Source organism: Micromonospora sp. CMU55-4 (genome assembly GCF_011602315.1).
Classification (GTDB): domain Bacteria; phylum Actinomycetota; class Actinomycetes; order Mycobacteriales; family Micromonosporaceae; genus Micromonospora; species Micromonospora chalcea.
Genome location: NZ_JAAOLH010000008.1, coordinates 278,174 through 299,808, shown reverse-complemented (window position 1 = coordinate 299,808; position 21,635 = coordinate 278,174). Strand labels below are relative to the sequence as shown.

17 protein-coding genes are annotated in these 21,635 nt (G+C 72.1%); 5 read left to right on the top strand and 12 right to left on the bottom strand.

Annotated elements, in window-relative coordinates:
• Positions 1-135 precede the first annotated feature (135 nt).
• Positions 136-2,169: an N-acetylmuramoyl-L-alanine amidase gene (locus tag HA073_RS16945; protein ID WP_064447991.1), complete on the top strand. Its 2,034-nt coding sequence runs from the start codon at positions 136-138 to the stop codon at positions 2,167-2,169.
• Positions 2,170-2,234: 65 nt separating this feature from the next.
• Here the strand turns inward: HA073_RS16945 and HA073_RS16940 are convergent, their stop codons facing one another.
• The 5 genes from HA073_RS16940 to HA073_RS16920 form a co-directional block, all read right to left on the bottom strand.
• Positions 2,235-3,245 (bottom strand): C40 family peptidase, encoded by a 1,011-nt coding sequence (locus tag HA073_RS16940; RefSeq protein ID WP_166456832.1) that lies wholly within the window; start codon positions 3,243-3,245, stop codon positions 2,235-2,237.
• 170 nt (positions 3,246-3,415) lie between these two features.
• A complete protein-coding gene (locus HA073_RS16935; RefSeq protein ID WP_064447992.1) occupies positions 3,416-4,420 on the bottom strand; it encodes a hemolysin family protein in 1,005 nt (334 codons plus the stop codon).
• A complete protein-coding gene (locus HA073_RS16930; RefSeq protein WP_043327614.1) occupies positions 4,413-5,720 on the bottom strand; it encodes a hemolysin family protein in 1,308 nt (435 codons plus the stop codon). The genes HA073_RS16935 and HA073_RS16930 overlap by 8 nt, the downstream gene beginning before the upstream one ends.
• Before the next feature lie 138 nt (positions 5,721-5,858).
• Entirely contained in the window at positions 5,859-8,057 is a 2,199-nt protein-coding gene (locus HA073_RS16925) for a (Fe-S)-binding protein (protein ID WP_166456831.1), read from the bottom strand.
• A gap of 179 nt (positions 8,058-8,236) precedes the next feature.
• The gene (locus HA073_RS16920; RefSeq protein WP_043327616.1) at positions 8,237-8,500 is read right to left on the bottom strand and encodes a cell division protein CrgA; all 264 of its coding nucleotides are present in this window, start codon (positions 8,498-8,500) and stop codon (positions 8,237-8,239) included.
• Positions 8,501-8,730: 230 nt separating this feature from the next.
• On the opposite strand from HA073_RS16920, the gene HA073_RS16915 reads away from it, so the two are divergent.
• The 4 genes from HA073_RS16915 (at position 8,731) to HA073_RS16900 (ending at position 12,304) form a co-directional block, all read left to right on the top strand.
• Positions 8,731-9,537: a DUF881 domain-containing protein gene (locus HA073_RS16915; RefSeq protein ID WP_043327617.1), complete on the top strand. Its 807-nt coding sequence runs from the start codon at positions 8,731-8,733 to the stop codon at positions 9,535-9,537.
• A 701-nt stretch (positions 9,538-10,238) separates the two neighbouring features.
• A complete protein-coding gene (locus HA073_RS31260) occupies positions 10,239-11,372 on the top strand; it encodes a class E sortase (protein ID WP_231915605.1) in 1,134 nt (377 codons plus the stop codon).
• A gap of 3 nt (positions 11,373-11,375) precedes the next feature.
• The gene (locus HA073_RS16905; RefSeq protein WP_030500496.1) at positions 11,376-11,648 is read left to right on the top strand and encodes a hypothetical protein; all 273 of its coding nucleotides are present in this window, start codon (positions 11,376-11,378) and stop codon (positions 11,646-11,648) included.
• A 5-nt stretch (positions 11,649-11,653) separates the two neighbouring features.
• Entirely contained in the window at positions 11,654-12,304 is a 651-nt protein-coding gene (locus tag HA073_RS16900) for an aminodeoxychorismate/anthranilate synthase component II (RefSeq protein ID WP_166456829.1), read from the top strand.
• A 193-nt stretch (positions 12,305-12,497) separates the two neighbouring features.
• Here HA073_RS16900 and pknB read toward each other — a convergent pair whose 3' ends face one another.
• The 7 genes from pknB to HA073_RS16865 are packed head-to-tail and all read right to left on the bottom strand — an operon-like array spanning position 12,498 to position 21,475.
• Positions 12,498-14,333, bottom strand: coding sequence for a Stk1 family PASTA domain-containing Ser/Thr kinase (gene pknB, locus HA073_RS16895; protein WP_113972300.1), 1,836 nt, complete (start codon positions 14,331-14,333; stop codon positions 12,498-12,500).
• A complete protein-coding gene (locus tag HA073_RS16890; protein ID WP_043327620.1) occupies positions 14,330-15,727 on the bottom strand; it encodes a serine/threonine-protein kinase in 1,398 nt (465 codons plus the stop codon). The genes pknB and HA073_RS16890 overlap by 4 nt, the downstream gene beginning before the upstream one ends.
• Position 15,728: 1 nt before the next feature.
• Positions 15,729-17,237 carry a penicillin-binding protein 2 gene (locus HA073_RS16885; protein WP_043327621.1) on the bottom strand — a complete coding sequence of 503 codons (1,509 nt, stop codon included), beginning with the start codon at positions 17,235-17,237 and terminating at the stop codon, positions 15,729-15,731.
• A complete protein-coding gene (locus HA073_RS16880; protein WP_043327622.1) occupies positions 17,234-18,724 on the bottom strand; it encodes an FtsW/RodA/SpoVE family cell cycle protein in 1,491 nt (496 codons plus the stop codon). The genes HA073_RS16885 and HA073_RS16880 overlap by 4 nt, the downstream gene beginning before the upstream one ends.
• A gap of 28 nt (positions 18,725-18,752) precedes the next feature.
• Positions 18,753-20,198, bottom strand: coding sequence for a PP2C family serine/threonine-protein phosphatase (locus HA073_RS16875; RefSeq protein ID WP_069088772.1), 1,446 nt, complete (start codon positions 20,196-20,198; stop codon positions 18,753-18,755).
• On the bottom strand, positions 20,195-20,680 hold the full coding sequence (locus HA073_RS16870) for an FHA domain-containing protein (protein ID WP_030500489.1): 486 nt from the start codon (positions 20,678-20,680) through the stop codon (positions 20,195-20,197). Before HA073_RS16870 ends, HA073_RS16875 begins: the two co-directional genes overlap by 4 nt.
• A 6-nt stretch (positions 20,681-20,686) precedes the next feature.
• Complete coding sequence (locus HA073_RS16865) at positions 20,687-21,475, bottom strand: DUF3662 and FHA domain-containing protein (RefSeq protein ID WP_026267912.1); 789 nt, start codon at positions 21,473-21,475, stop codon at positions 20,687-20,689.
• Between the last annotated feature and the right edge of the window lie 160 nt (positions 21,476-21,635).

The window sequence follows — 21,635 nt, the reverse complement described above, 5'->3', positions numbered from 1 at the left end:
GATCCAGCGCCACACCGCGCACGGAGGTGAAATTTTCTTTCACGACTGATTACTTACTGGAAAGGTATTGACCGTCGCGGGTGTGCGGAGTGAGGGTGGAAACGCAGTGACCCCCATCCCTGTCCAGGAGGTTCGATGCATCTCTCCGCCCCGCCGTCGGGCAGACGGATACTGCTCGCCGCCGCCGTGGCCACGGCCACCGCGCTGGCGACCACCGGCCCGGTTACCGCCGCGCCGGACACGTCCGCGCCCGCGAGCGACCGGCAACAACAATACGCCGCCGCCGCGGCCGAGTACGGCGTGCCCCAGAACGTGCTGCTCGGTGTCTCCTATCTGGAGTCCCGCTGGGACACCCACCCGGGTCAGCCCAGCACCAGCGGCGGCTACGGCCCGATGCACCTGACCGACGCCGCGCACATCCTCGCCACGCCGGGCAGCGCCCACGTCGACGAGGACGAGGACCCGCGCGGCGACGACTCCCGGCCGCTGAAGCTCGACCCGGCCACCGCCGCCGCGCCGACGCGGGAGACGCCGCTGCCGAGCGCCTCGCTCCAGACGCTCGACGCGGCCGCCGCGCTCACCGGGCTGGACGCGGGGACGCTGCGCACCGACCCGGCCGCGAACATCCGCGGCGGCGCGGCGCTGCTGTCGTCGTACCAGAAGGCTCTGGGCGGGCCGGTCGGCGCCGGCACCGACCCGGCGGCCTGGTACGCCGCGGTGGCCCGCTACTCCGGCGCGGACACCGCCGACGCGGCGGCGGCCTTCGCCGACGAGGTCTACGACCAGCTCGGCCAGGGCGCCACCCGGACCACCGACGACGGCCAGCGGGTCACGCTCGCCGCCACCGCCGCGAAGCCGGACCGCTCCCGGCTGGCCCGCCTCGGCCTGCGCACCGCGCAGCGGCCGGACGGGCTGGAGTGCCCGGTCCGGCTGGCCTGCGAGTGGATTCCCGCGCCCTACGAGCAGCTCAGCGACGACCCGGGCGACTACGGCAACCACGACCTGGCTGACCGGCCGAAGCAGCAGAAGATCGAGTACATCGTCATCCACGACACCGAGGGCTACTTCGGCCCGAGCGTCGACCTGGTGAAGCGGGCCGACTACCTGGGCTGGCACTACACGCTGCGCTCGGTGGACGGCTACATCGCCCAGCACATCAAGACCAAGGACGTGGGCTGGCACGCCGGCAACTGGTACGTCAACGCCAAGTCCATCGGCCTGGAGCACGAGGGCTTCGCCGGCCAGGGCACCTGGTACACCGAGGCGATGTACCGCACCTCCGCCAAGCTGGTCCGCCACCTGGCGCTGAAGTTCGGCATCCCGATGGACCGGCAGCACATCATCGGCCACGACAACGTGCCCGGCATCACCGCCGCCAACGTGGGCGGCATGCACTGGGACCCGGGGCCCTACTGGGACTGGTCGCACTACTTCGACCTGATGAAGGCGCCGTTCCGCGGCACCGGCACGGCGAAGACCGGCCTGGTCACCATCGACCCGGACTTCGCCACCAACCGGCCCGCGTTCACCGGTTGCAACCAGCAGCCGCCGGGCGTCCCGACGCCCACCCCGCCGGCGCAGCCGTGCCCCTCGCGCGGCTCCTCCGCGGTGATCCTGCGGACCGCGCCGAGCCCGGACGCCCCGCTCGTCAACGACCTCGGGCTGCGCCCGGACGGCACGCCGGACACCATGTACATCTCCGACCACGGCGCCCGCGCCTCGGCCGGCCAGACGTACGCGCTCGCCGGCCGGCAGGGCGACTGGACCGCGATCTGGTACCTCGGCCAGAAGGCGTGGTTCCACAACCCGGCCTCCGCGCCCACCGCCAAGTGGGCCACCGGCTTCGTGGTGACCCCGCGGCCCGGCAAGGCCACCATCCCGGTGTACGGCCGCGCCTACCCGGAGCAGTCCGCCTACCCGGACACCATCCCATACCAGGCCATCTCTCCGCTGCAGTACACGTTCGCCGCCGGCCAGCGGTACGCGGTCGGCGGGGTGCTGCCCGGCGAGTACTACCGGGCGGTCTCGTTCGACGGTTCCGCGCCGGGTGACCGGACCGTGGTACGCGGGAAGAACCAGTACGTGCAGGTCCAGTTCGGCCACCGGATCATGTTCGTGAACCTGGACGACGTGCTGATCCTGCCGTCCCCGGTCGGCGCGCCGCGCTGACCTCTCCCCGAGAACGCGAAGGCCCCCGGTCCGTGCGGACCGGGGGCCTTTCGGTGTGACCGAGGTCAGGTGACCCGGACGAAGCCGGCGAGCGGCTGGGTGTTGATGCTCGACACCTGGACCGGCTTGCCTGTCCGGGGCGCGTGCACCATCACCCCGTTGCCGAGATAGAGCCCGACGTGATGCAGATCGGAGCCGAAGAACACCAGGTCACCCGGGCGCGCCTCGGAACGGGACACCTTGCGGCCCTCGTTCCACTGCGCGCCGGTGAAGTGGGTGAGCGAGATGCCCGCCGCCTTGTACGCGTACTGCGTGAGGCCGGAGCAGTCGAACGCGTTCGGGCCGGTGGCACCCCACACGTACGGGTCGCCGACCTGGGCGCACGCCGTCGCGATCGCGGTACGCGCGGCGCTGCTCACCACGCCGTCGATCTTCGGGCAGCCCGCCGGGCGGATCGAGGTCACCGGCAGCATCGCGGTGAGTCGCTTGATCTCCGAGTCGATCTGCTTCTTCTTCGCCGCGAGGTCGTTCTGCTGCTTGGTCTCCAGCTCGATCAGCTCGTCGAGCTTCTCCTTCTGCCTGTTGTACTCGTCCCGCACCTTGAGCACACCGGCGATCTGACGGCGCTGGTCGTCGGCGATCCGGTCCAGCATGACCAACTGCTCGGCCAGCGTGCCCGGCTTGGTGCTCACCAGCAGCGCGCCCAGCTCCTGCGACGGGCCCTGGATGTAGTAGCGGGCCGCGATGTCGCCGACCTTGTTCATGGCGAGCGTGGAGGCCAGCTCCAACGGCACCATCTTGTCCTTCAGCGCCTTGGACTTCTTCTGGTTGGCGCGAAGCTGCGAGCGGACCTTGTTGAACTGCTCGATGGTGGGTTCGAGCTGCTCCCACTGCTTGTCGATCTGCGCGTCGATCTCGTCCACCGACGGCGTCGCGTGCGCCGGAGCCGTCAGCATCCCGGCGCCGACCGCGGCGGCCGCGACCAGGGTGACCAGACGGCGTGCCATCCGGTGGAACCCGGCACGTCGGCCGGGTGGAGCGCTCGGGGCGTGACGTTGAGGGGGCGTGGTTGCCACCGGCACGGACTCCTTTGCAACCGACCGCCGGGCGCCTCGCGAGAGGGAAGATCGAGGCAGACGACCCACAGCGGTCGGTGCCCCACATTAGGGAAGGCGTCCGGTGGAATCAAGGCGACCGTTTGTTCAATCACGTATCCGCAATCGATTGCACACCAAGGGTATTCATTTCATCTTCCGACGATGGCTGTCAATACGTCGTCGAGCGTCACCACGCCCATCGGCCGCCGTCCGTCGCTGACCAGCACCATGTGGCGGCGTTCGCGGCGCATCGCGAGCAGCAGGTCGGCGAGCGTACGGTCCGGCGGCACCACCGCCAGCGGCCGGTAGACAGCGGCCGGCACGGGGGCCCGGCGACTCGCGCCGGCGTACCCGAGCACGTCCTTCACGTGCACGAAACCGAGCACCCGGCGGGTGGACCGCTGCACCACCGGGAAGCGGGACCGGCCGGTGCGGGTCGCCAGCACCTCCAGCGACGCCGGTGAGACGTCCTCGGCCACTGTGGTGACAGTGGACCACTGTTGCAGCGCGTCCGCCGCCGTACGGCTGTGCAGGGCCAGCGCGCCGGTGATCCGGGCGTGCTCCTCGGCGTCCAGCAACCCCTCGGTACGCGCCTGCGAGACCAGCCCGGCCAGTTCCTCGGCGGTGAACACGGTTTTCACCGCGTCTGTCGCCTCCACCCGCCACCACCGCAGGACCTGCCGGGACGCCCACTTCATCGCCAGCAGCAGCGGCTTGGTGACCAGGCAGAACGCCAGCATGGCCGGGCCGAGCCAGAGCGCCGAAGGCTCCGGACCGGCCAGCGTGATGTTCTTCGGCACCATCTCGCCGACCACCGTGTGCAGGAACACCACCACCGCCAGCGCGATGACGAAGGTCACCGGGTGCACCGCCGAGGCGGGCATCCCCAGCGCGGCGAACGGCCCCTCCAGCAGGTGGGCCAGCGCCGGCTCGGCGATCGCGCCGAGGCCGAGGGAACAGACGGTGATGCCGAGCTGCGCTCCGGCGATCATCAGCGGAATCTGGTTCATCGCGGCCAGCGCCCACCGGGCCCGCTTCGACGTCGCCGCAAGCGGTTCGATCACCGTACGGCGGGAGGCGATCAGCGCGAACTCGCTGCCCACGAAGAACGCGTTGCCGAGCAGCAACACCACCGCCACGAGTAGTTCAGGCACCGTCGTCGGGCTCCTCGGGGCGCACCACCCGCACCTGCTCGATCCGGTGCCGGTCGACCTCCACCACCGTGAACTCGTACCCGGCCTCGTCGACCGTCTCGCCCGGCACCGGGATGTGGCCCAGCCGCGCCATCAGGAAGCCGCCCAGCGTCTCGTACGGCCCGTCGGGCAGCCGGAACCCGGTCTGCTCGACCAGTTCGTCGGCGCGCAGCACGCCGTCGGCCAGGACGGTCCGCTCGCCGCCCGGCACGGTGAGCTCCACCGGCCCGGCGTCGTCGACCGCGTCCGGGTCGAACTCGTCGGCGATCTCCCCGACCAGTTCCTCGACCAGGTCCTCCACCGTCACCACGCCGTCGGTGCCCCCGTACTCGTCCACCACGATCGCCAGGTCCGCCCCGGCGGCCTTCAGCGCGGCCAGCACCCCGTTCAGGTTGAGGCTCTCCGGCACGTACACCGGTTCCCGGGCCACCGCGGCCACCGAAGTGACGGCCCGGCGGGCCAGCGGCACCCCCAGCGCGTCGGGCACCCCGGCGACGCCGGTGACCAGGTCGAGCGTCTCCTCGTAGACCGGGAACCGGGTCCGGCCGGTCTGCCGGGAGAGGTCCAGCAGGTCGGCGACGGACGCGGTGGCGCGCAGCGCTGTCACGTCCACCCGGGGCGTCATCGCCTCGGCGGCCCGCTTGTCACCGAAGCGGATCGTGCGCCGCAGCAGCATCGCGGTGTCCGGCGGCAGCGCGCCGGCCCGCGCCGAGATGGCGGCGAGCAGGCCCAGCTCCTCCGGGGAGCGGGCGCTGGCCAGCTCCTCCTGCGGCTCCACGCCGAGGCGGCGCACCAGCCGGTTGGCTGATTCGTTCAGCAGCCGGATCAGCCAGCCGAACATGCGGGAGAACGCGCGCATCGGCGCGGCGGTGGCGAGCGCCGCCGGCATCGGGCGGGCCAGCGCCAGGTTCTTCGGCACCAGCTCGCCGAAGAGCATCGAGATGAGCGTGGCGAGGGCCAGCGCGAGCAGGCCGGAGAAGCGTTCCGCGCCGCCGAGCGGATGCAGCAGCGGGGCGAAGATCCGGGCCAGCGCGGGTTCGGCGAGGTAGCCGGTGAGCAGCGCGGTGAGGGTGATGCCGAGTTGCGCGCCGGAGAGCTGGAAGGACAGTTCGCGCAGCGCGCGGCGTACCGTGGCGGCCCGGCCGTCGCCCTCGCCGGCCCGCCTGTCGATCTCCGCCCGGTCCACGGTGACGAGGGCGAACTCGGCCGCGACGAAGAAGGCGTTGCCGGCGGTCAGCAGCACGAAACCGACCAGGGGCAACAGCGTCAGAAGAAGAAGGCCGTCGATGGGCGTGATTGTGGCACGCGAGCGCCGACGGTGGGCCCCCGTGGCGCGCGACGGCGGCGGCACCGCACGGGTGCCGCCGCCGTCGTGGTCCGGCTTCTGCCGGGGTACGCCTCAGCTCGCGCTCGGCGCGACCTCCGGCTCGCCGGCCGGGGCCTCCGGCTTGACCGAGCGCAGCAGCACGCTGGCCACGTCGACCACCTCGACCTGCTCGCCCGCGCCCTTGCCGTTCACGCCGTCGTTCAGCATCGTCGAGCAGAACGGGCAGCCGACCGCGATGGTCTTCGCCCCGGTGGACATGGCCTCCTCGACCCGGTCCACGTTGATCCGCTTGCCGATCTTCTCCTCCATCCACATCCGGGCGCCGCCGGCGCCGCAGCAGAAGGAGCGCTCGCTGTTACGCGGCATCTCGGTCAGCTCGCCCTGGATCGAATCGCCGAGCACCTCACGCGGCGCGGCGAAGATCCGGTTGTGGCGGCCCAGGTAGCACGGGTCGTGGTAGGTGACGCCGCCGTCCACCGGCTGCACCGGGGTGAGCTTGCCGGCGCTGACCAGGTGGGCCAGCAACTGGGTGTGGTGCACGACCTCGAACTCGCCGCCGAGCTGGCCGTACTCGTTGCCGAGCGTGTTGAAGCAGTGCGGGCAGGTGGCGACGATCTTGCGCTTGCTCTTCTCCCGGCCCTCGAACGCCTCGTTCAGCGTCTCGACGTTCTGCTGGGCGAGCATCTGGAAGACGAACTCGTTGCCGATGCGGCGGGCCGGGTCACCGGAGCAGGTCTCGCCCTCGCCGAGGATGGCGAAGGAGACGCCCGCCTCGTTGAGCAGCGTGGCGACCGCACGGGTGGTCTTCTTGGCCCGGTCCTCGAACGCGCCGGCGCAGCCGACCCAGAACAGGTACTCGAAGTCGTCGACCTCGCCGACCCGCGGCACCTCGAACCCGAGGCCCTTGGTCCAGTCCTCGCGGGTGTTCTGCGGGGCGCCCCACGGGTTGCCCTTGTTCTCCAGGTTGCGCAGCATGACGCCGGCCTCGGACGGGAAGCTCGACTCGATCAGCACCTGGTAGCGGCGCATGTCGACGATGTGGTCCACGTGCTCGATGTCCACCGGGCACTGCTCGACGCACGCGCCACAGGTGGTGCAGGACCAGAGCACGTCCGGGTCGATGACGCCGCCCTCCTCGGCGGTGCCGATCAGCGGCCGCTCGGCCTCGGCCAGGGCCAGCACGTCCATGTGGGCGAGCTGCGCCTCGGTGGCCTTCTCCTCGCCGGTCAGGTCCTTGCCGCCGCCGGCCAGCAGGTAGGGCGCCTTCGCGTACGCGTGGTCGCGCAGGCTCAGCACCAGCAGCTTCGGCGACAGCGGCTTGCCGGTGTTCCAGGCCGGGCACTGCGACTGGCAGCGGCCGCACTCGGTGCAGGTGCTGAAGTCGAGCAGGCCCTTCCAGCTGAACTGCTCGACCTGGGCGACGCCGAACTGGTCCTTCTCCGGGTCGGCCTCCTCGAAGTCCAGCGGCTTGCCCTCGCTGGTCATCGGGCGCAGCGGGCCGAGGCCCGAGCCGGCCGGCTTCTCCGGGTCGCGCTTGAAGAAGATGTTCGGGAAGGCCAGGAAGCGGTGCCAGGCCACGCCCATGGTGACGTTCAGCGAGATCACGATGAGCCAGGTCATCGAGATGCAGATCTTGATGAGCGCGGCGACGCTGACGCCGGCCTCCCAGTTCGGGAGGACCGAGCCGATCGCGTGGCTGAGCGGGGCGGCCCAGACCGGGTACTCGAAGTGGTCGGTGGCGACCTTGAAGCCCCGGATCACGAACCCGAAGATCAGGACCAGCAGGACGACCCACTCGACGAAGTAGCCCTGCCACATGCTCGAACCGGTGAACCGGGAGCGGTTCTCCGCGCGGCCCGGCCGGTTGCGCAGGCGGATCGCCATCAGTACCAGGATGCCGACCAGGCCGAGGATGCCGATCCACTCGGTGACCAGGCCGAAGATCGTCCAGTGCCCGATGATCGGCAGCCCGCCGCCGGTCGAGACCACCTCGAAGTAGGCCTCCAGCACCAGCAGCGACAGCACGATGAAGCCGACCATCACGAACCAGTGGGCGGCGCCGACCACGCTCCACTTCAGCATGCGGGTGTGACCTGCGGTCTCCACCAGCATCTTCTTGGTACGCGCGCCCTTGTCGCCGAAGCGCTCCGGCGCGGGCTGACCGAGCCGGATGACGGCGGTCATCTTCATGACCGCGCGCACCGCAAGCCACACCGCGACAGCGGTGATGGCGGCCGCGAGGATCGTGGTGACGATCTGGACGCTGCCCATCGAGTTGGCCTCCCGGTCTGCTGCTTGTCCGTGCAGCCTACGCGCAAGGTTACCCAGCAGTAACGTGAGTCTTCTCGCACCAGGCCACGCCGCCCTGCGCACACCTTAGGTGTAGCGGCGACGAAGCGCCTGGCAGGGGCGGCGTGGCGTGACCTACGCCGGGTCGACGGGCGGCCGGCTCAGCGCCAGCGGGAGAGCAGGATCAGCGAGGAGACCATCGCGCCGAAGCCGACAGCGAGGTTCCAGTAACCCCAGGTGGCGACCGGGTACGCCTGCTCGGACAGGTAGTAGAGCACCAGCCAGCCGATGCCGACCACGATCAGCGCGACCGCCGTGACCGGCAGCCAGACCGGGCTAGGCTTGCGCGTCGACGCCGTCGCCGTCGGACGAACGTCCGTGGGCGGGGTGTACACCTTCTTCTTGCGGACCTGAGACTTGGGCACGACGCTCTCCAGAGGGGGGTACGACCTCGTCCGGCCTGACAACCGGGCGCGAGGGCGACGGTCCATGGCCAATAATGTTCGACAGCTAGCGTAGTCCCGACGGACCGTCCAGGCCACGAATGGGGCCAGGCCGGTGCACTCAGTAACCGGAAAGAGCGGACTTTCCGGGTCGATCAGGTCGGTTCGCATCGGCGCGAGCCGGAACGAGACGACGGGAAAGGGAACGCCCGGTGGAGTACACGTCCGGCGCCGCCTCCTGGCAGAAGGTCCTCCGCCGCGCGGCAGCCGCCCTGCTGCCCCGGCGCGCCCGCCAGCGCCGCCCGGGCTGGTCGATCGGCGTACCCCTGATCGCCGCCGCGGCCGGGCTGCTGTTCACCACCACCGCCACCACCGCGGGCGGCACGCCGCTGCGCGAGGACCGCCGGCCCCAGCTCACCCAGCTGATCGAGGACCGCCGGGAGCAGGTGGCGGCGAGCGAGGCGAAGGCCGCCCGGCTCCGCACCGAGGTGGAGGAGCAGACCGCCGCGCTGGCCGGCGCCGACGGGCCGATCAAGACCGAACGGGACCGGGCCGCCGCGAGCCGGCAGGCCGCCGGGTTCACCGCGCTCACCGGCAGCGGCGTGACGGTCGAGCTGAACGACGCCGACCGCCGGCCCGACCAGCCGCTGCCCAAGGGCGCCAGCAACGACGACCTGGTCGTGCACCAGGGCGACGTCCAGGCGGTGGTCAACGCGCTCTGGGCCGGCGGCGCGGAGGCCATGTCAATCATGAACGTCCGCGTGCTCAGCACCAGCGCGGTACGCTGCGTCGGTAACACCCTGCTGCTGCACGGCCGGGTGTACTCCCCTCCTTTCAAGATCGTGGCAATCGGCGACCCCGCGGAACTCCAGCGGGCGCTCGCCGCCTCTGAGGGAGTGCGGGTGTTCAAGGAAGTGGCTGAGCACTACCAACTCGGCTACGTCGAGCGCGTCTCCACAGTCACCGTGCCGGCGTTCGAGGACTCCACCGCGTTGCAGTCGGCGACGGTGCCCCGGTGAGCGGCGGCGACCCCCGGGACCGCCGCGGCCACGACCGCCAGGAGGAGCCCACCGCGTTCCTCCCCAAGGTCGAGCGCCCGGCCCCCGCCCCGGCGTCGCCGCCCCCGCTCGACCTGCCCTGGCCCGACGCCGGACCGTCTCACACCTCTCCGGCGCGACGGGGCCCGTTCCCACCGACGCCCGCCCCACCACGGAGCGCCCCGCCACGGACCGCCCCACCGTCGGCCGCCCCGCCACCGCCCGGCCCGCCACGGTCCGCTCCGCCGCCCTGGCCGGGCAACCAGGCCCATCCGCCGGCCGGCCCGCACCACGTCGAGGCCGACAGGCGGTTCCGCCCCTCCGCCGGCGGGATTCCCGAATCCGGGTTCCAGCCCTCCGGTGGCAGAGTTCCCGAGTCCGGGTTCCAGCCTTCCGGTGACGGGATCCCCGAGTCGGCGCACCGATCGCCCGGCCGTCCGGGCGCGGGCGGGCCCGGCCCGGCGCGTTTCGCCGGGCCGGCCGGACCCGGCACCGGCCAGCCGGGCGGTCCACCGCAGCACACGGCCGCGCCCCAGCGCGGGCCCGGGATGCGTCCCGCCACGCCGGCCGACGTGCCGCCCCGGACGGGCGAACGCACGACGCGACCGGGCGACGTCCCACCCCCGGCGGGTGAACGCCGGACGCGACCCGGCGATGCCCCGCCCGGGACGGGTGAGCGGCAGATGCGGCCGGGCGCGTACGGACCGGCGGCGCACCAGAATCCCGCCCGCCCGGCCGGCGGCGCGCTCCCGCCGGAACGCGGTGTGCGCGGGGCCCAGCCGCCGCACACCGGCCCGCAGCCGTGGGAGAACGGAGGACGTACGCCGGGGGGCGAGGGACGGCAGGCGGCCGGTGCGCCCGGCGTACCCCGGTTCGGCGGCCCGGCCGACGCGGACCGGACCCCGCCGGCCGACCCGGGAGCGACGGCGGTGCTGCCCGCCGTCACCCGGCCGCCCGCGGACCCCCGGATGGACGCCACCGGGCTGATGGGCGCGGTGCCTCCGGCGCCGGACGCGGCGGACAGCGGCGACGAGCCACCGGCCGAGCCGCCCCGCCCCCGGCGCGGCGAGCGGGTGGTGCAGTTGCGGCCCGAGCAGACCGGCGAGGGCTACCGGAGCGTCTACTCCGAGCTGACCCGCCCCAGCGCCGGCTCCCGGCTGCGCACCGTCGTACGCGGCGCCGGCGAACTGCTCATCACGTTCGGCCTGGTGGTGCTCCTCTTCGCCGGCTACGAGATCTGGGGCAAGGCGGTCATCGTCGACGCCCACCAGAGCGACCTGAACAGCCAGCTCGCCCAGGAGTGGGGCGCGGACCCGACGGTCGCCCCGACCACCGGGCCGACCGTGAAGCCGAAGCCGCCGGCCAACGGAAAACCGGTCGCCGGCCTCTACATCCCCAAGTTCGACAAGCACTGGGTGGTGGTCGAGGGGGTCACCCCCAACGACATCCGGTACGCCCCGGGCCGATACCCGGACAGCGCCATGCCCGGCGAGGTGGGCAACTTCGCCGTGGCGGGCCACCGGATCCGCTCCACGTTCTGGCGGCTGGACGAGCTGAAGACCGGCGACGCCATAGTGGTCGAGACCCGCACCGACTGGCTCGTCTACCGCGTCTACGAGCAGCGCATCGTCAAGCCGTCCCAGGTGGAGGTGGTCGCACCGGTGCCGGGCAAGCCGGGCCAGAAGCCCACCGAGAAGCTGCTCACGCTCACCACCTGCAACCCGAAGTTCGACAACTACCAGCGGCTGATCATCCACGCCCGGCTGGACACCGTCCAGGCCAAGTCGGCGGGCCGCCCGGCCGAACTGGAGACGTGAGCCGTGTACTCCTGGATCTGGCGGAAACTTCCCTTCGGGCTGCCCGGAAAGCTGATCGGCTCGCTGCTGCTGGCCACCGCCACCGTCGCGCTGCTCTGGTTCGTGGTGTTCCCGTGGGCCGAGCCGCTGCTGCCCTTCGACGACGTGCAGGTCACCCAGGACTCCGGCGTACCGGGTGACGGGGGGCTCACCGAGCCGACGGGGCTGCCCGGCGACGAGGAACTGCCGTACAGCACCGAGACGAACAACGCCCCGCCCCCCACCCCGAACAGGTGACCCCGATGCGTGTCCTGGTGATCGACAACTACGACTCGTTCGTCTTCAACCTCGTGCAGTACCTCGGCCAGCTCGGGGCCGACTGCGACGTACGGCGCAACGACGAGATCGACGTCGCCGAGGTGGGCCGCGCCGGCGCCGGCGGCATCCTGCTGTCGCCCGGTCCGGGCAGCCCGGACCGGGCCGGCATCTGCCTGGACGTCATCCGCGAGTACGCCGGCAAGCTCCCGATCTTCGGCGTCTGCCTCGGTCACCAGGCGATCGGCGAGGCGTTCGGCGCCACAGTGGCGCGCGCGCCGGAACTGCTGCACGGCAAGACCTCCGAGGTACGCCACGACGGCGTGGGCGTGCTCGTCGGCCTGCCCGACCCGTTCACCGCCACCCGTTACCACTCGCTCGCCGTACTGCCCGAGACGCTGCCGGACGAGCTGGAGGTCACCGGCCGGACCGGCTCCGGCGTGGTGATGGCGATGCGGCACCGGACGCTGCCGATCGAGGGCGTGCAGTTCCACCCGGAGTCGGTGCTGACCGAGGGCGGTCACCTCATGCTGGCGAACTGGCTGGCCGCCTGCGGCTTCCCGGAAGCGCTGGAGCGTGCCCCGGAGCTGGCCGCCGAGGTCGACGCCCGCCGCCGGGCCGCCTTCGCCGCAGCCTGACCCGCCCGCCCGCTCCTCCCCCCGCCCGCCCGCCCGCCCGCCCGCCCGCCCCGACGATCATGAAGTTGACGGCGTTCGACGCCCGATTTGTCGCCGTCAAGTTCATGATCGACGGGGAAGGGGCGGGCGCTGGGACGGGCGCGGCGGCGGCCCCGGGATCGGGGACGCCGCCGCGTCGTCGGTCAGGTGATGCTCAGCGTTCGGTACGGCTGGGCGCGATGGTCGGGAACGGGAAGCCACTGCCGCCGCCGTTGCCGCCGCCACCGCCCGGCGTGGTCGGCGTCGTGCTGGGGCTGCCGCTCGGCGTCGGGCTGGTCGGCTCCTCGTCCTCGCGCGGCACGTCGACCTCGATGGTCACCCGCTCGCCCTTGGCCAGCTTCGTCTTGCCGGCCGGCGACTGTTTGCTGACCTTGCCCGCCTGGGACGGGTCGACCTCGTTGCCCTCCCGAACCCGGACCGTGTAGCCGGCCTCCTTGAGCTGTTGTGTCGCCTGCTCCTCGGTGTAGCCGATGACGGTCGGCACCTCGCCGACGTTGCCCTTGGAGACCTTGAGCGTCACCTTGCTGCCCTCGGCGACCGAGCTGCCCTCGGTGGGCGAGACGGAGATGACCTGACCCTCCGGCGCGCTGTCGTTGACATCCTCGCGAACCGGAACCAGCTCAAGTTCCGTCAGTCGGTCCTTCGCGGCGTTGTAGGTACTGCCCTTCAGCCCGGTGGGGACGGTCACCTGGCCCGGACCGGTGCAGACCTTGACGGTGACCTCGGTGTCCTTGTCCACCCGCTGGCCGAACGTCGGGCTCTGCTCGACCACCGAGCCCTTCTCGCAGGTGGTGTTCTGCACCGGATCGCCTGTGCCGTACCGCAGCCCGGCCTGGGTGAGCGCGGCCTTCGCGTCGTCCGCCGACCGGCCCACCAGCTGGGGCACCGACACCTTCTCGTTGCCGGCCTGGTTGAGCCAGAGCGCTGTCCCCAGCGCGATCACCGCGAGCACGCCGAGCGCGGCGAACGCCGCGATGACCCAGGACGAGCTCTTTCGCTTGCCCGGATCGCCGACCCGCGCCACCGGCTGCGGGCGGGTCTGCGGGCCCATCATCTGGGTCTGCTGCGCCTGCTGGTAGCCGCCCGCGGCGGCGCCCATCGGCATGGTCTCCTCGGCCGGCATCACCGGGGTGGCCAGCACCGGCCGGCCGGCAGCGGCGCGGAGCAGGTCCGCCCGCATCTCACCGGCGCTCTGGTAGCGGTTGAGCGGGTTCTTCGACAGCGCCTTGAGCACGATGGCGTCGACCGCCGGGTTGACGTCCGGGTTGATCGTGCTCGGCGTCGGCGGCTGCTCCCGCACGTGCTGGTACGCGACGCTGACCGGGCTGTCGCCGACGAACGGCGGGTGGCCGCAGAGCAGCTCGAACAGCACGCAGCCGGCCGCGTAGACGTCGGAGCGGGCGTCGACCGCCTCGCCGCGCGCCTGCTCGGGAGAGAGGTATTGCGCGGTGCCGATGACCGCGCTGGTCTGCGTCATCGTGGTGGCGCCGCTGGCCAGCGCCCGGGCGATGCCGAAGTCCATCACCTTGACCTGGCCGGTCTGGGTGAGCATCACGTTGCCGGGCTTGATGTCCCGGTGGATGATCCCGTGCCGGTGGCTGAACTCCAGCGCCGCGCACATGTCGGCGCAGATCTCCAGCGCCCGGCGCGGCTGGAGCCGCCCCTCGACGCCGAGGACCTCCTTGAGCGTCCTGCCGTTCACGAACTCCATCACGATGAACGGCAGGGTTTCGCCCGTCGGGCCGGTTTCCTCACCGGTGTCGTAGACGGCGACGATGGCCGGGTGGTTCAGCGAGGCGGCGTTCTGGGCCTCGCGGCGGAACCGCATCTGGAAGGTGGCATCCCGGGCCAGGTCGGCACGGAGCATCTTGATCGCGACATCCCGCCCGAGCCGGAGGTCGCGGCCGCGGTGCACCTCGGCCATGCCGCCGTAGCCCAGCAGCTCGCCGACCTGATACCTGCCACCGAGCAGGCGGGCCTGCGCTGTCATCGCGTGTCTCGTCCTTCGCTCGTCGTCGTACCGCCGTCGGCCGGCAGGAGGCGTACCTCACGACGGTACGACGTGCGGACCGGATAGTCGCCTCCGTGCGGCCGCACCGCGCCGGAGGTCACGCTCACACTCGCCGGAGCGGATGCGGTAGCACCGTATTTCCGGTACAGGAACGAAATCACGCCCGAGCAGAGGATGACCAGTACGGCCACCACGATCGCCGTCGTCCAGAGCCCGGACCGGGAGCGCCGGGGCGGGGGCGGGGCGGCCGGGCGCGCGTACGGCATGGGGTTGTGCTGGGGCACGGGCCGCTGCGGTACGGGTGCCGCTCCACGCGGCGCCACCGGCGGGCGGGGCATCGGGGCCGGGTGGGCGATCACGGCCGGGCGCTGCGTCACCGGCGGGCGGGCCGGCGAAACGGGCGGACGGGCCGGGGAGACCGGCGGACGGGGCTGCGGATGCGCGGCGGCGGCCGGTGGCTGCGGCCGGGGAGCGGTCGGCACCTGAGCGCGTGCGACGGGTGCGGCCGGTGAGGCGGGCGCGGCCGAGATGGGCCGTCCGGCGCGGGCCGCCTGGGAGAGCGCGAGCTTGGCCTGCCGGGCGATGCTCGCCAGCGCGGCGGCGCTGGGCCAGCGGGCGGAAGGGTCCTTCGCCATGGCCCGCTCCACGATGGCCCGGACCTGCGGCGGGATGTCGGCCGGAAGCGCCCGGGGCGTCTCCCGTACGTGCTTCATGGCGATTTCGAGCGGGTTGTCCCCCTCGAAGGGGCGCCGGCCGGCGAGGCACTGGTACGCGACCACGCCGAGCGCGTAGACGTCCGAGGCGGGCGTGGCCACCGCGCCGGTCGCCTGCTCCGGCGAGATGTACGAGGCGGTGCCGAGCACCGAGCCGGCGGCGGTGAGCTGGCCGACCAGCTCGGAGCGGGCGATGCCGAAGTCGGTGAGCACGAGCGTGCCGTTCGGCCGGACCAGCAGGTTGCCGGGCTTCACGTCACGGTGCACGATGCCCTTCTCGTGCGCGGCGTGCAGCGCGTCGGCGGCCTGGGCCAGCAGCGCCATGGTCCGCGCCGGGGTCAGCCGGCCGACCCGGCTGAGCGTGGCCGACAGCGCGTCGCCCTCGACGTACTCCATCACCAGGAACGCGATGTGCTGGTCGCTGCCGAAGTCGTAGACGTCGACCACGCCCGGGTGGTTGATGGTCGCCATGGTCCGCGCCTCGCCCCGGAACCGCTCGGCGAAGCCCGGCTCGTCCAGCAGCGCGGGGAGCAGGCTCTTGACCGCGACGGTACGGCCCAGCACCTGGTCGGTGCCGCGCCACACGTCGCCCATGCCACCGCTGGCGATCCGCTCGTCGAGGCGGTAGCGGTTGCCGAGCTTCACCCCCGGGCTCAGCACGTCAGCGCCTCCCGGAGTCCGCGATGGCCGCCGCCATGATCCGGCCGGCGATGCGGGCCGCCTCGGCGCTGCCGCCGTTGCCCGCCTGCTCCAGCTCGACGCAGACGGCGGACAGCGGCGTGCCGTCCTTGTCCAGGGCGAAGCCGATGAACCAGCCGTGGTCCGGGGTGTTCGGGCCGGACTGCGCGGTACCGGTCTTGCCGCCCACCAGGTAGCCGTCGATGGCGGCCCGGCGGCCGGTGCCCTCCTTCACCACGTTCTGCATCATGTCGCGCAGGTCGGCGGCGACCTGGCCGCTGATCGGGCGGCGCAGCTCGCGCGGCTGGGCGGGGTCGTAGACGGTGGTGCGGTCCGGCCCGAGCAACTGCTTGACCAGGTACGGACGCATCTGCTTGCCGTCCTTGTTCGCCACCGCGGCAGCGATCAGCGCGCCCTGCAGCGGCGTCATCCGCACGTTGTTCTGGCCGATCGACGACTGGGCCAGCGCGGCCGGGTCGGTGCTGCCGTCCGGGTTCTGCATGTCGCCGGTGCGGCTGGCCGCCACCGGCAGGCCACCCTCGCCGAGCTGGCCGACGGTGAGGTCGTCCTGCTCGAAGCCGAACTGCTTGGCCTTCTCCTTCACCTTGTCCGCGCCGAGCCGTACGCCGAGCTGGGCGAAGCCGGTGTTGCAGGACTCGGTGACCGCCTCGCGCAGCGTCACCTGCGACTCGGGGCAGATCGACGGCGCGGCGTTGCGGATCGGCTGCCCGGCGCCGGGCGCGGTGTAGCTGGAGCCGGCCGGGATGCGGGTCTGCTGGCCGACGCCGTTCTCCAGCGCGGCCGCCGCCATGATGATCTTGAAGGTGGAGCCGGGCGGCAGCGTCTCGGACAGCGCCCGGTTCGCCAGCGGCCGATCCTTGTCCTTCTCCAGCGTGTTGTACGCCCGGTCCGCCTCGGTGCTGTTGTGGCTGGCCAGCGGGTTCGGGTCGAAGCTCGGCATGGAGACCAGCGCCTGCACCGCGCCGGTACGCGGGTCGATCGCGATCGCCGCGCCCTTCGTCGCGCCCACCTGGTTGTCGTTCAGCTGCTTGTACGCCGTCTCCTGGGCCCGCTTCGACAGCGTCAGCACCACGTTCCCGCCACCGGTCTCGTCACCGGTGAACATGTCCTTGATCCGGTTGGCGATCAGCGCGTCGCTGGTGCCGGCGAGGAAGTCGTTCTCCACCCGCTCGATACCGCTCGCGCTGCCGTTGACCGGCTTCCAGCCGAGCACGTGCGCGTACATCTCGCCGCCCGGGTAGGTGCGCTGGTACTTCAGCTCACCGCCGGTCTCCTTGCTGAGCGCGTACGCGGTGCCGCCGACCTCGATGTTGCCGCGCTTGCGGTCGTACTCGGCGACCTGGACCCGGCCGTTGTAGTCGCTGTTGCGGTATTCGTCGGCCTTGTAGGCCTGGATCCAGTTCAGGTTCGCGAAGAGGAGCCCGAACAGGACCATCACGACCACGCCGACGCGGCGCAGGGGGGCGTTCACGGTCGGATCACCTCCGTCGGGGCGCCGTGCAACTGCTCGGGCGGACCACCGGACGGCCGGGCCGCCGGGCCGCCACCACCGGTCACCGGTCGGCGGGCACCGTCGGAGACGCGCAGCAGCACCGCGATCAGCAGCCAGTTCGCCATCAGCGAGGAGCCACCGGCGGACAGGAACGGGGTGGTCTGGCCGGTCAGCGGGATGAGCTTGCTGATGCCGCCGACGATGACGAAGACCTGCAGGCCCAGCGTGAACGCCAGGCCACCGGCGAGCAGCTTGCCGAACGAGTCCCGCACCGCCAGCGCGGCGCGCAGGCCCCGCTCCACGATCAGCAGGTAGATCACCAGCAGCGCGGAGAGACCGAACAGGCCGATCTCCTCACCGATGCCGGCGAAGATGAAGTCGGTCTGCACCTCGGGCAGCAGCGTCGGCTGACCGCCACCCGGACCCGCCCCGAACAGACCGCCGGTACCGAGCGTGAGCAGGCCCTGCACCAACTGGTAACCCCGGTCGTACGGCTCGGCGAACGGGTCGAGCCAGATCTGCGCCCGGTCGTAGAAGTTCGCGAACGGGCCGCCCACGGTGCTGCCCAGCACGTACGCCAGATAGGCGCCGCCGAAGAACAGGATCAGACCGATGAGCAGCCAGCTGACCCGCTCGGTGGCGATGTAGAGCGTCACCACGAACATGCCGAAGTAGAGCAGCGAGGTGCCCAGGTCCTTCTCGAAGATCAGGACCAGGAGGCTGACCAGCCACACCACCAGCACCGGGCCGAGGTCGCGCCCGCGCGGGAAGTCGATGCCGAGCACCCGCCGGCTGGCGAGCGAGAGCACCTCACGCTTGCGCACCAGGTAGTAGGCGAAGAACGTGAGCAGGGCCAGCTTGGCGAACTCGCCCGGCTGGATGGAGAACCCGCCGAACTTGATCCACAGCTTGGCGCCGTTGATCTCGGAGAAGCGGCTGGGCAGCACCGCCGGGATCATCACCAGCACGATGCCGGCCAGGCCCAGCGTGTACGCGTACCGGGACAGCGACCGGTGGTCGCGCAGGATCGCCAGCAGCCCGGCGGCCAGCACCACGGCGGCCAGCGTCCAGGCGAGCTGCCGGCCACCGGTGCCGGCGAAGATGGCCAGGTCCTCCCGCTCCGCGGGCGCGGCCTTGGCCAGGTCGTACCGGCGCAGGAAGCCCACGCCGATGCCGTTGAGCAGGGCCACCGCCGGCAGCAGCGCCGGATCGGCGTACGGCGCCAGCCAGCGGATCACCAGGTGCAGGCCGAGGAAGACCAGCCCCAGCGCGGCGGCCGGGATCCAGAAGTCGGACGTGATCGTGTCCAGCGCCTTCGCCTCGACCATCGCCGCGTACGCCGCCACGAGCACCATGGCGAGCAGGAGCAGGGACAGCTCGGCGTTACGCCGGGACCGGGCCAGGCGTACGCCGGACTGCTCGCCCGTCGAAGCGGGCGAGGCGGCCGGTACGGCGGCTGCGGTCACGGATACGTCCTCGGGATCGAGCCGGCACTCACTGCGGCGACCGGCAACCCGCCGGATCGGCCGGCGGAACGGTGTCGGAGGGAACGGCGTCGGGCGTGGTGGTGAACGTCGGCGTCGGCGCGTCGGGGGTGGGCGTCGACGCGCCCGCGGGCGGCGTGGACGGGAGCGGGCTGCCGCTCGGCGGGGGCAGCGGGTCGGTGGTGGCCACCGGCGTCGGACTGGTCACACCGGGCGTCGGGTCGGGCGGGCAGAGCGGCTTGAGGTTCGGGTTGCCCGGGTCGTCGCTGGTCAGCTCCGCCAGCCGGCGCTCGGCGTCCGGCTCGTTGCGGGCCTGGATGCCCTGCTTCACCCGCTCCTGGGCGGCCAGCGTCAGGTCGTCGAGCCGGGCGTCGCTGCGCTCGTGCACGTTCGACAGGTCCAGCCCGGCGACCTGGCCGGGCACGCCGCGGAAGACCGCGAGCTGGCCGTCGTCGGTGGCGCCGACGTAGTACTGCCGCTGGGTGTACGTCCAGCCGCCGAACACGCCGCCGCCGACGATGACCGCGAGCGCCAGCACCATCGCGACGGTGCGCAGCGGTCGGCGGCGCCGGCCGTCGGGCTCGTCGTCGCGGTTGTCCGCCGGCTCCTCGGGGACGGGTGGCCGGGGCGCGGACAGCGCCGAGGCGCGGGCCGCCGGGGTGGAGTCGTCGGCCGAGGTCGCCATGCCGCGGTCCCGGGCGGCGGCGCCGCCCACGATCGGGGACGCCTCGACGATGTCCTGGTCGGTGGCGTCGGCGATGATCACGGTGATGTTGTCCGGGCCGCCGCCGCGCAGCGCGAGCTGCACCAGGCGTTCCACGCACCGCTGCGGGTCGGGGTACTCCCGCATGGTGTCGGCGATGGTGTCCGCGCTGACCACGCCGGAGAGCCCGTCGGAGCAGATCAGGTAGCGGTCGCCGGGCAGCACCTGCCGGACGCTGTACTCCGGGTCGATGTCGCGGCCGTCGAGCGCCCGGGTGAGCAGCGAGCGCTGGGGGTGGCTGCTCGCCTCCTCCGCGCTGATCCGGCCCTCGTCGACGAGCATCTGGACGTACGTGTCGTCCTTGGTGATCTGCGCGAACTCACCGTTGCGCAGGAGATAGGCCCGCGAGTCACCGATGTGGACCATCCCGAGCTTGCTGCCGGAGAAGAGGGTCGCGGTGAGCGTGGTGCCCATCCCCTCCAGCTGCGGGTTGGCGTCCACGGTGTCGCGGAGCTGCTGGTTGGCGGTGCCCACGGCGGAGCGGAGCGCGTCGACCAGGGCGTCACCGGGGACGTCCTCGTCGAGCGGCGCCATGGCACCGATGACGATGTTGCTGGCGACGTCACCGGCGGCCATGCCGCCCATGCCGTCGGCCACGGCGAGCAGCCGCGGTCCGGCGTAGACGGAATCCTGATTGCCGTCTCGGATCAGACCGCGGTCGCTGTGGGCCGCGTAGCGCAGGGTCAGAGTCATGGCCGTAATTCGAGGGAAGTGCGGCCGATCCGGATCGGCACGCCGAGGGGGACGGGGGTTGGTCCGGTGACCTTAGCGCGATCGAGATAGGTGCCGTTAGTCGATCCGAGGTCCTCGACGTACCACTGCCCCTCACGGGGCACCAGCCGGGCGTGTCGCGCCGAGGCGTAGTCGTCGGTGATCACCAGCGTCGAGTCCTCCGCCCGGCCGATGGTGATCTGGGCCTCGCCGAGCGTGATCCGGGTGCCGGCCAGCTGGCCGGCGGTGACCACGAGCTGGTGGGCGGCCCGGCCGCGCTTGGCCTTCGCCGGCTTCCCCGCCTGCCCGGTCGACGCGCCGATCCCCCGCGGCGCGGCCACCAGGCGGCCCGACCGGGCGCCCGCGAACAGGTCCCGGCGGATCACACCGACGACCGTGAACACGAAGATCCACAGCAGGATGAGGAACCCGAACCGGGCGACGGTGATGACGAGCTCCGGCAACGGGGATCAGCCGTCCACGCGGAAGGTCAGCGTCGTGGTGCCGAGCTGGATCATGTCGCCGGGGTTGAGGGCGACCGCCGAGACCCGCTGGCCGTTGACCATCGTGCCGTTCGTGGAGCCCAGGTCGGTCAGCACGACCTGCCCGCCGTCGAAGTCCAGCCGGGCGTGGCGTCGCGAGATGCCGACGTCGGGCAGGCGCAGGTTGGCCTGGTCGCCGCGGCCGATCACGGTCGAGCCCATCTGGAGGGGGTAGGTGCGGCCGTCGCCGGAGACCAGGCGGACGTTGCGGCCCCCGCCGTGACCGGGCGGAGGGCCGTAGCCGCCGCCCTGGTCGTACGCCGGGTACGCCGGGCCGGCGTCGTAGCCGCCGGGCGCGGAGACCGGGGCGACGTCCCCGCCGGTGTAGACCTCGGCGGTGACCCGGAACATGCCGGTGTCCAGGCCCTCACCGCGCTCGACCTCGACGATCACGTCGCCGTAGACCGTCCACGCCTGCTCGCCGATGAACTCGGCCTGCGACTGCGCCAGCTCCTGGGCCAGCGCGGCAGCGTACGGCGCCAGCCGACTGTGGTCGTAGGGCGAGAGATCGATCACGTAGCGGTTGGGCACAAGGGTGCGCCCACCGGCCAGGATCGCCTTGTGCGCCTCGGCCTCCCGCTGCATGGCGTTGAGGATCTCCACGGGGTGGACCACCCCTTTGAAGACCTTGGCGAAGGCCCCCTCGACCAGGCCTTCCAGACGCTTCTCGAAGCGTTGCAGCACGCTCACCGGCTCCTCCTCGGGTCCCGAGGCAATGATGGTATCCGGACACCGCCTCCGCAGCTCACACGCCGCTCGGCCGGCTGCCGTCGGCCCGTTCGTGACCAGGCCCGCGGACGTGCTAAAGTTTCGCCCGCCACGAGCGGTGATCGTTCGTGGCGTGGCCAGTGGACAGCGTAATATGTCCCGGCACCCG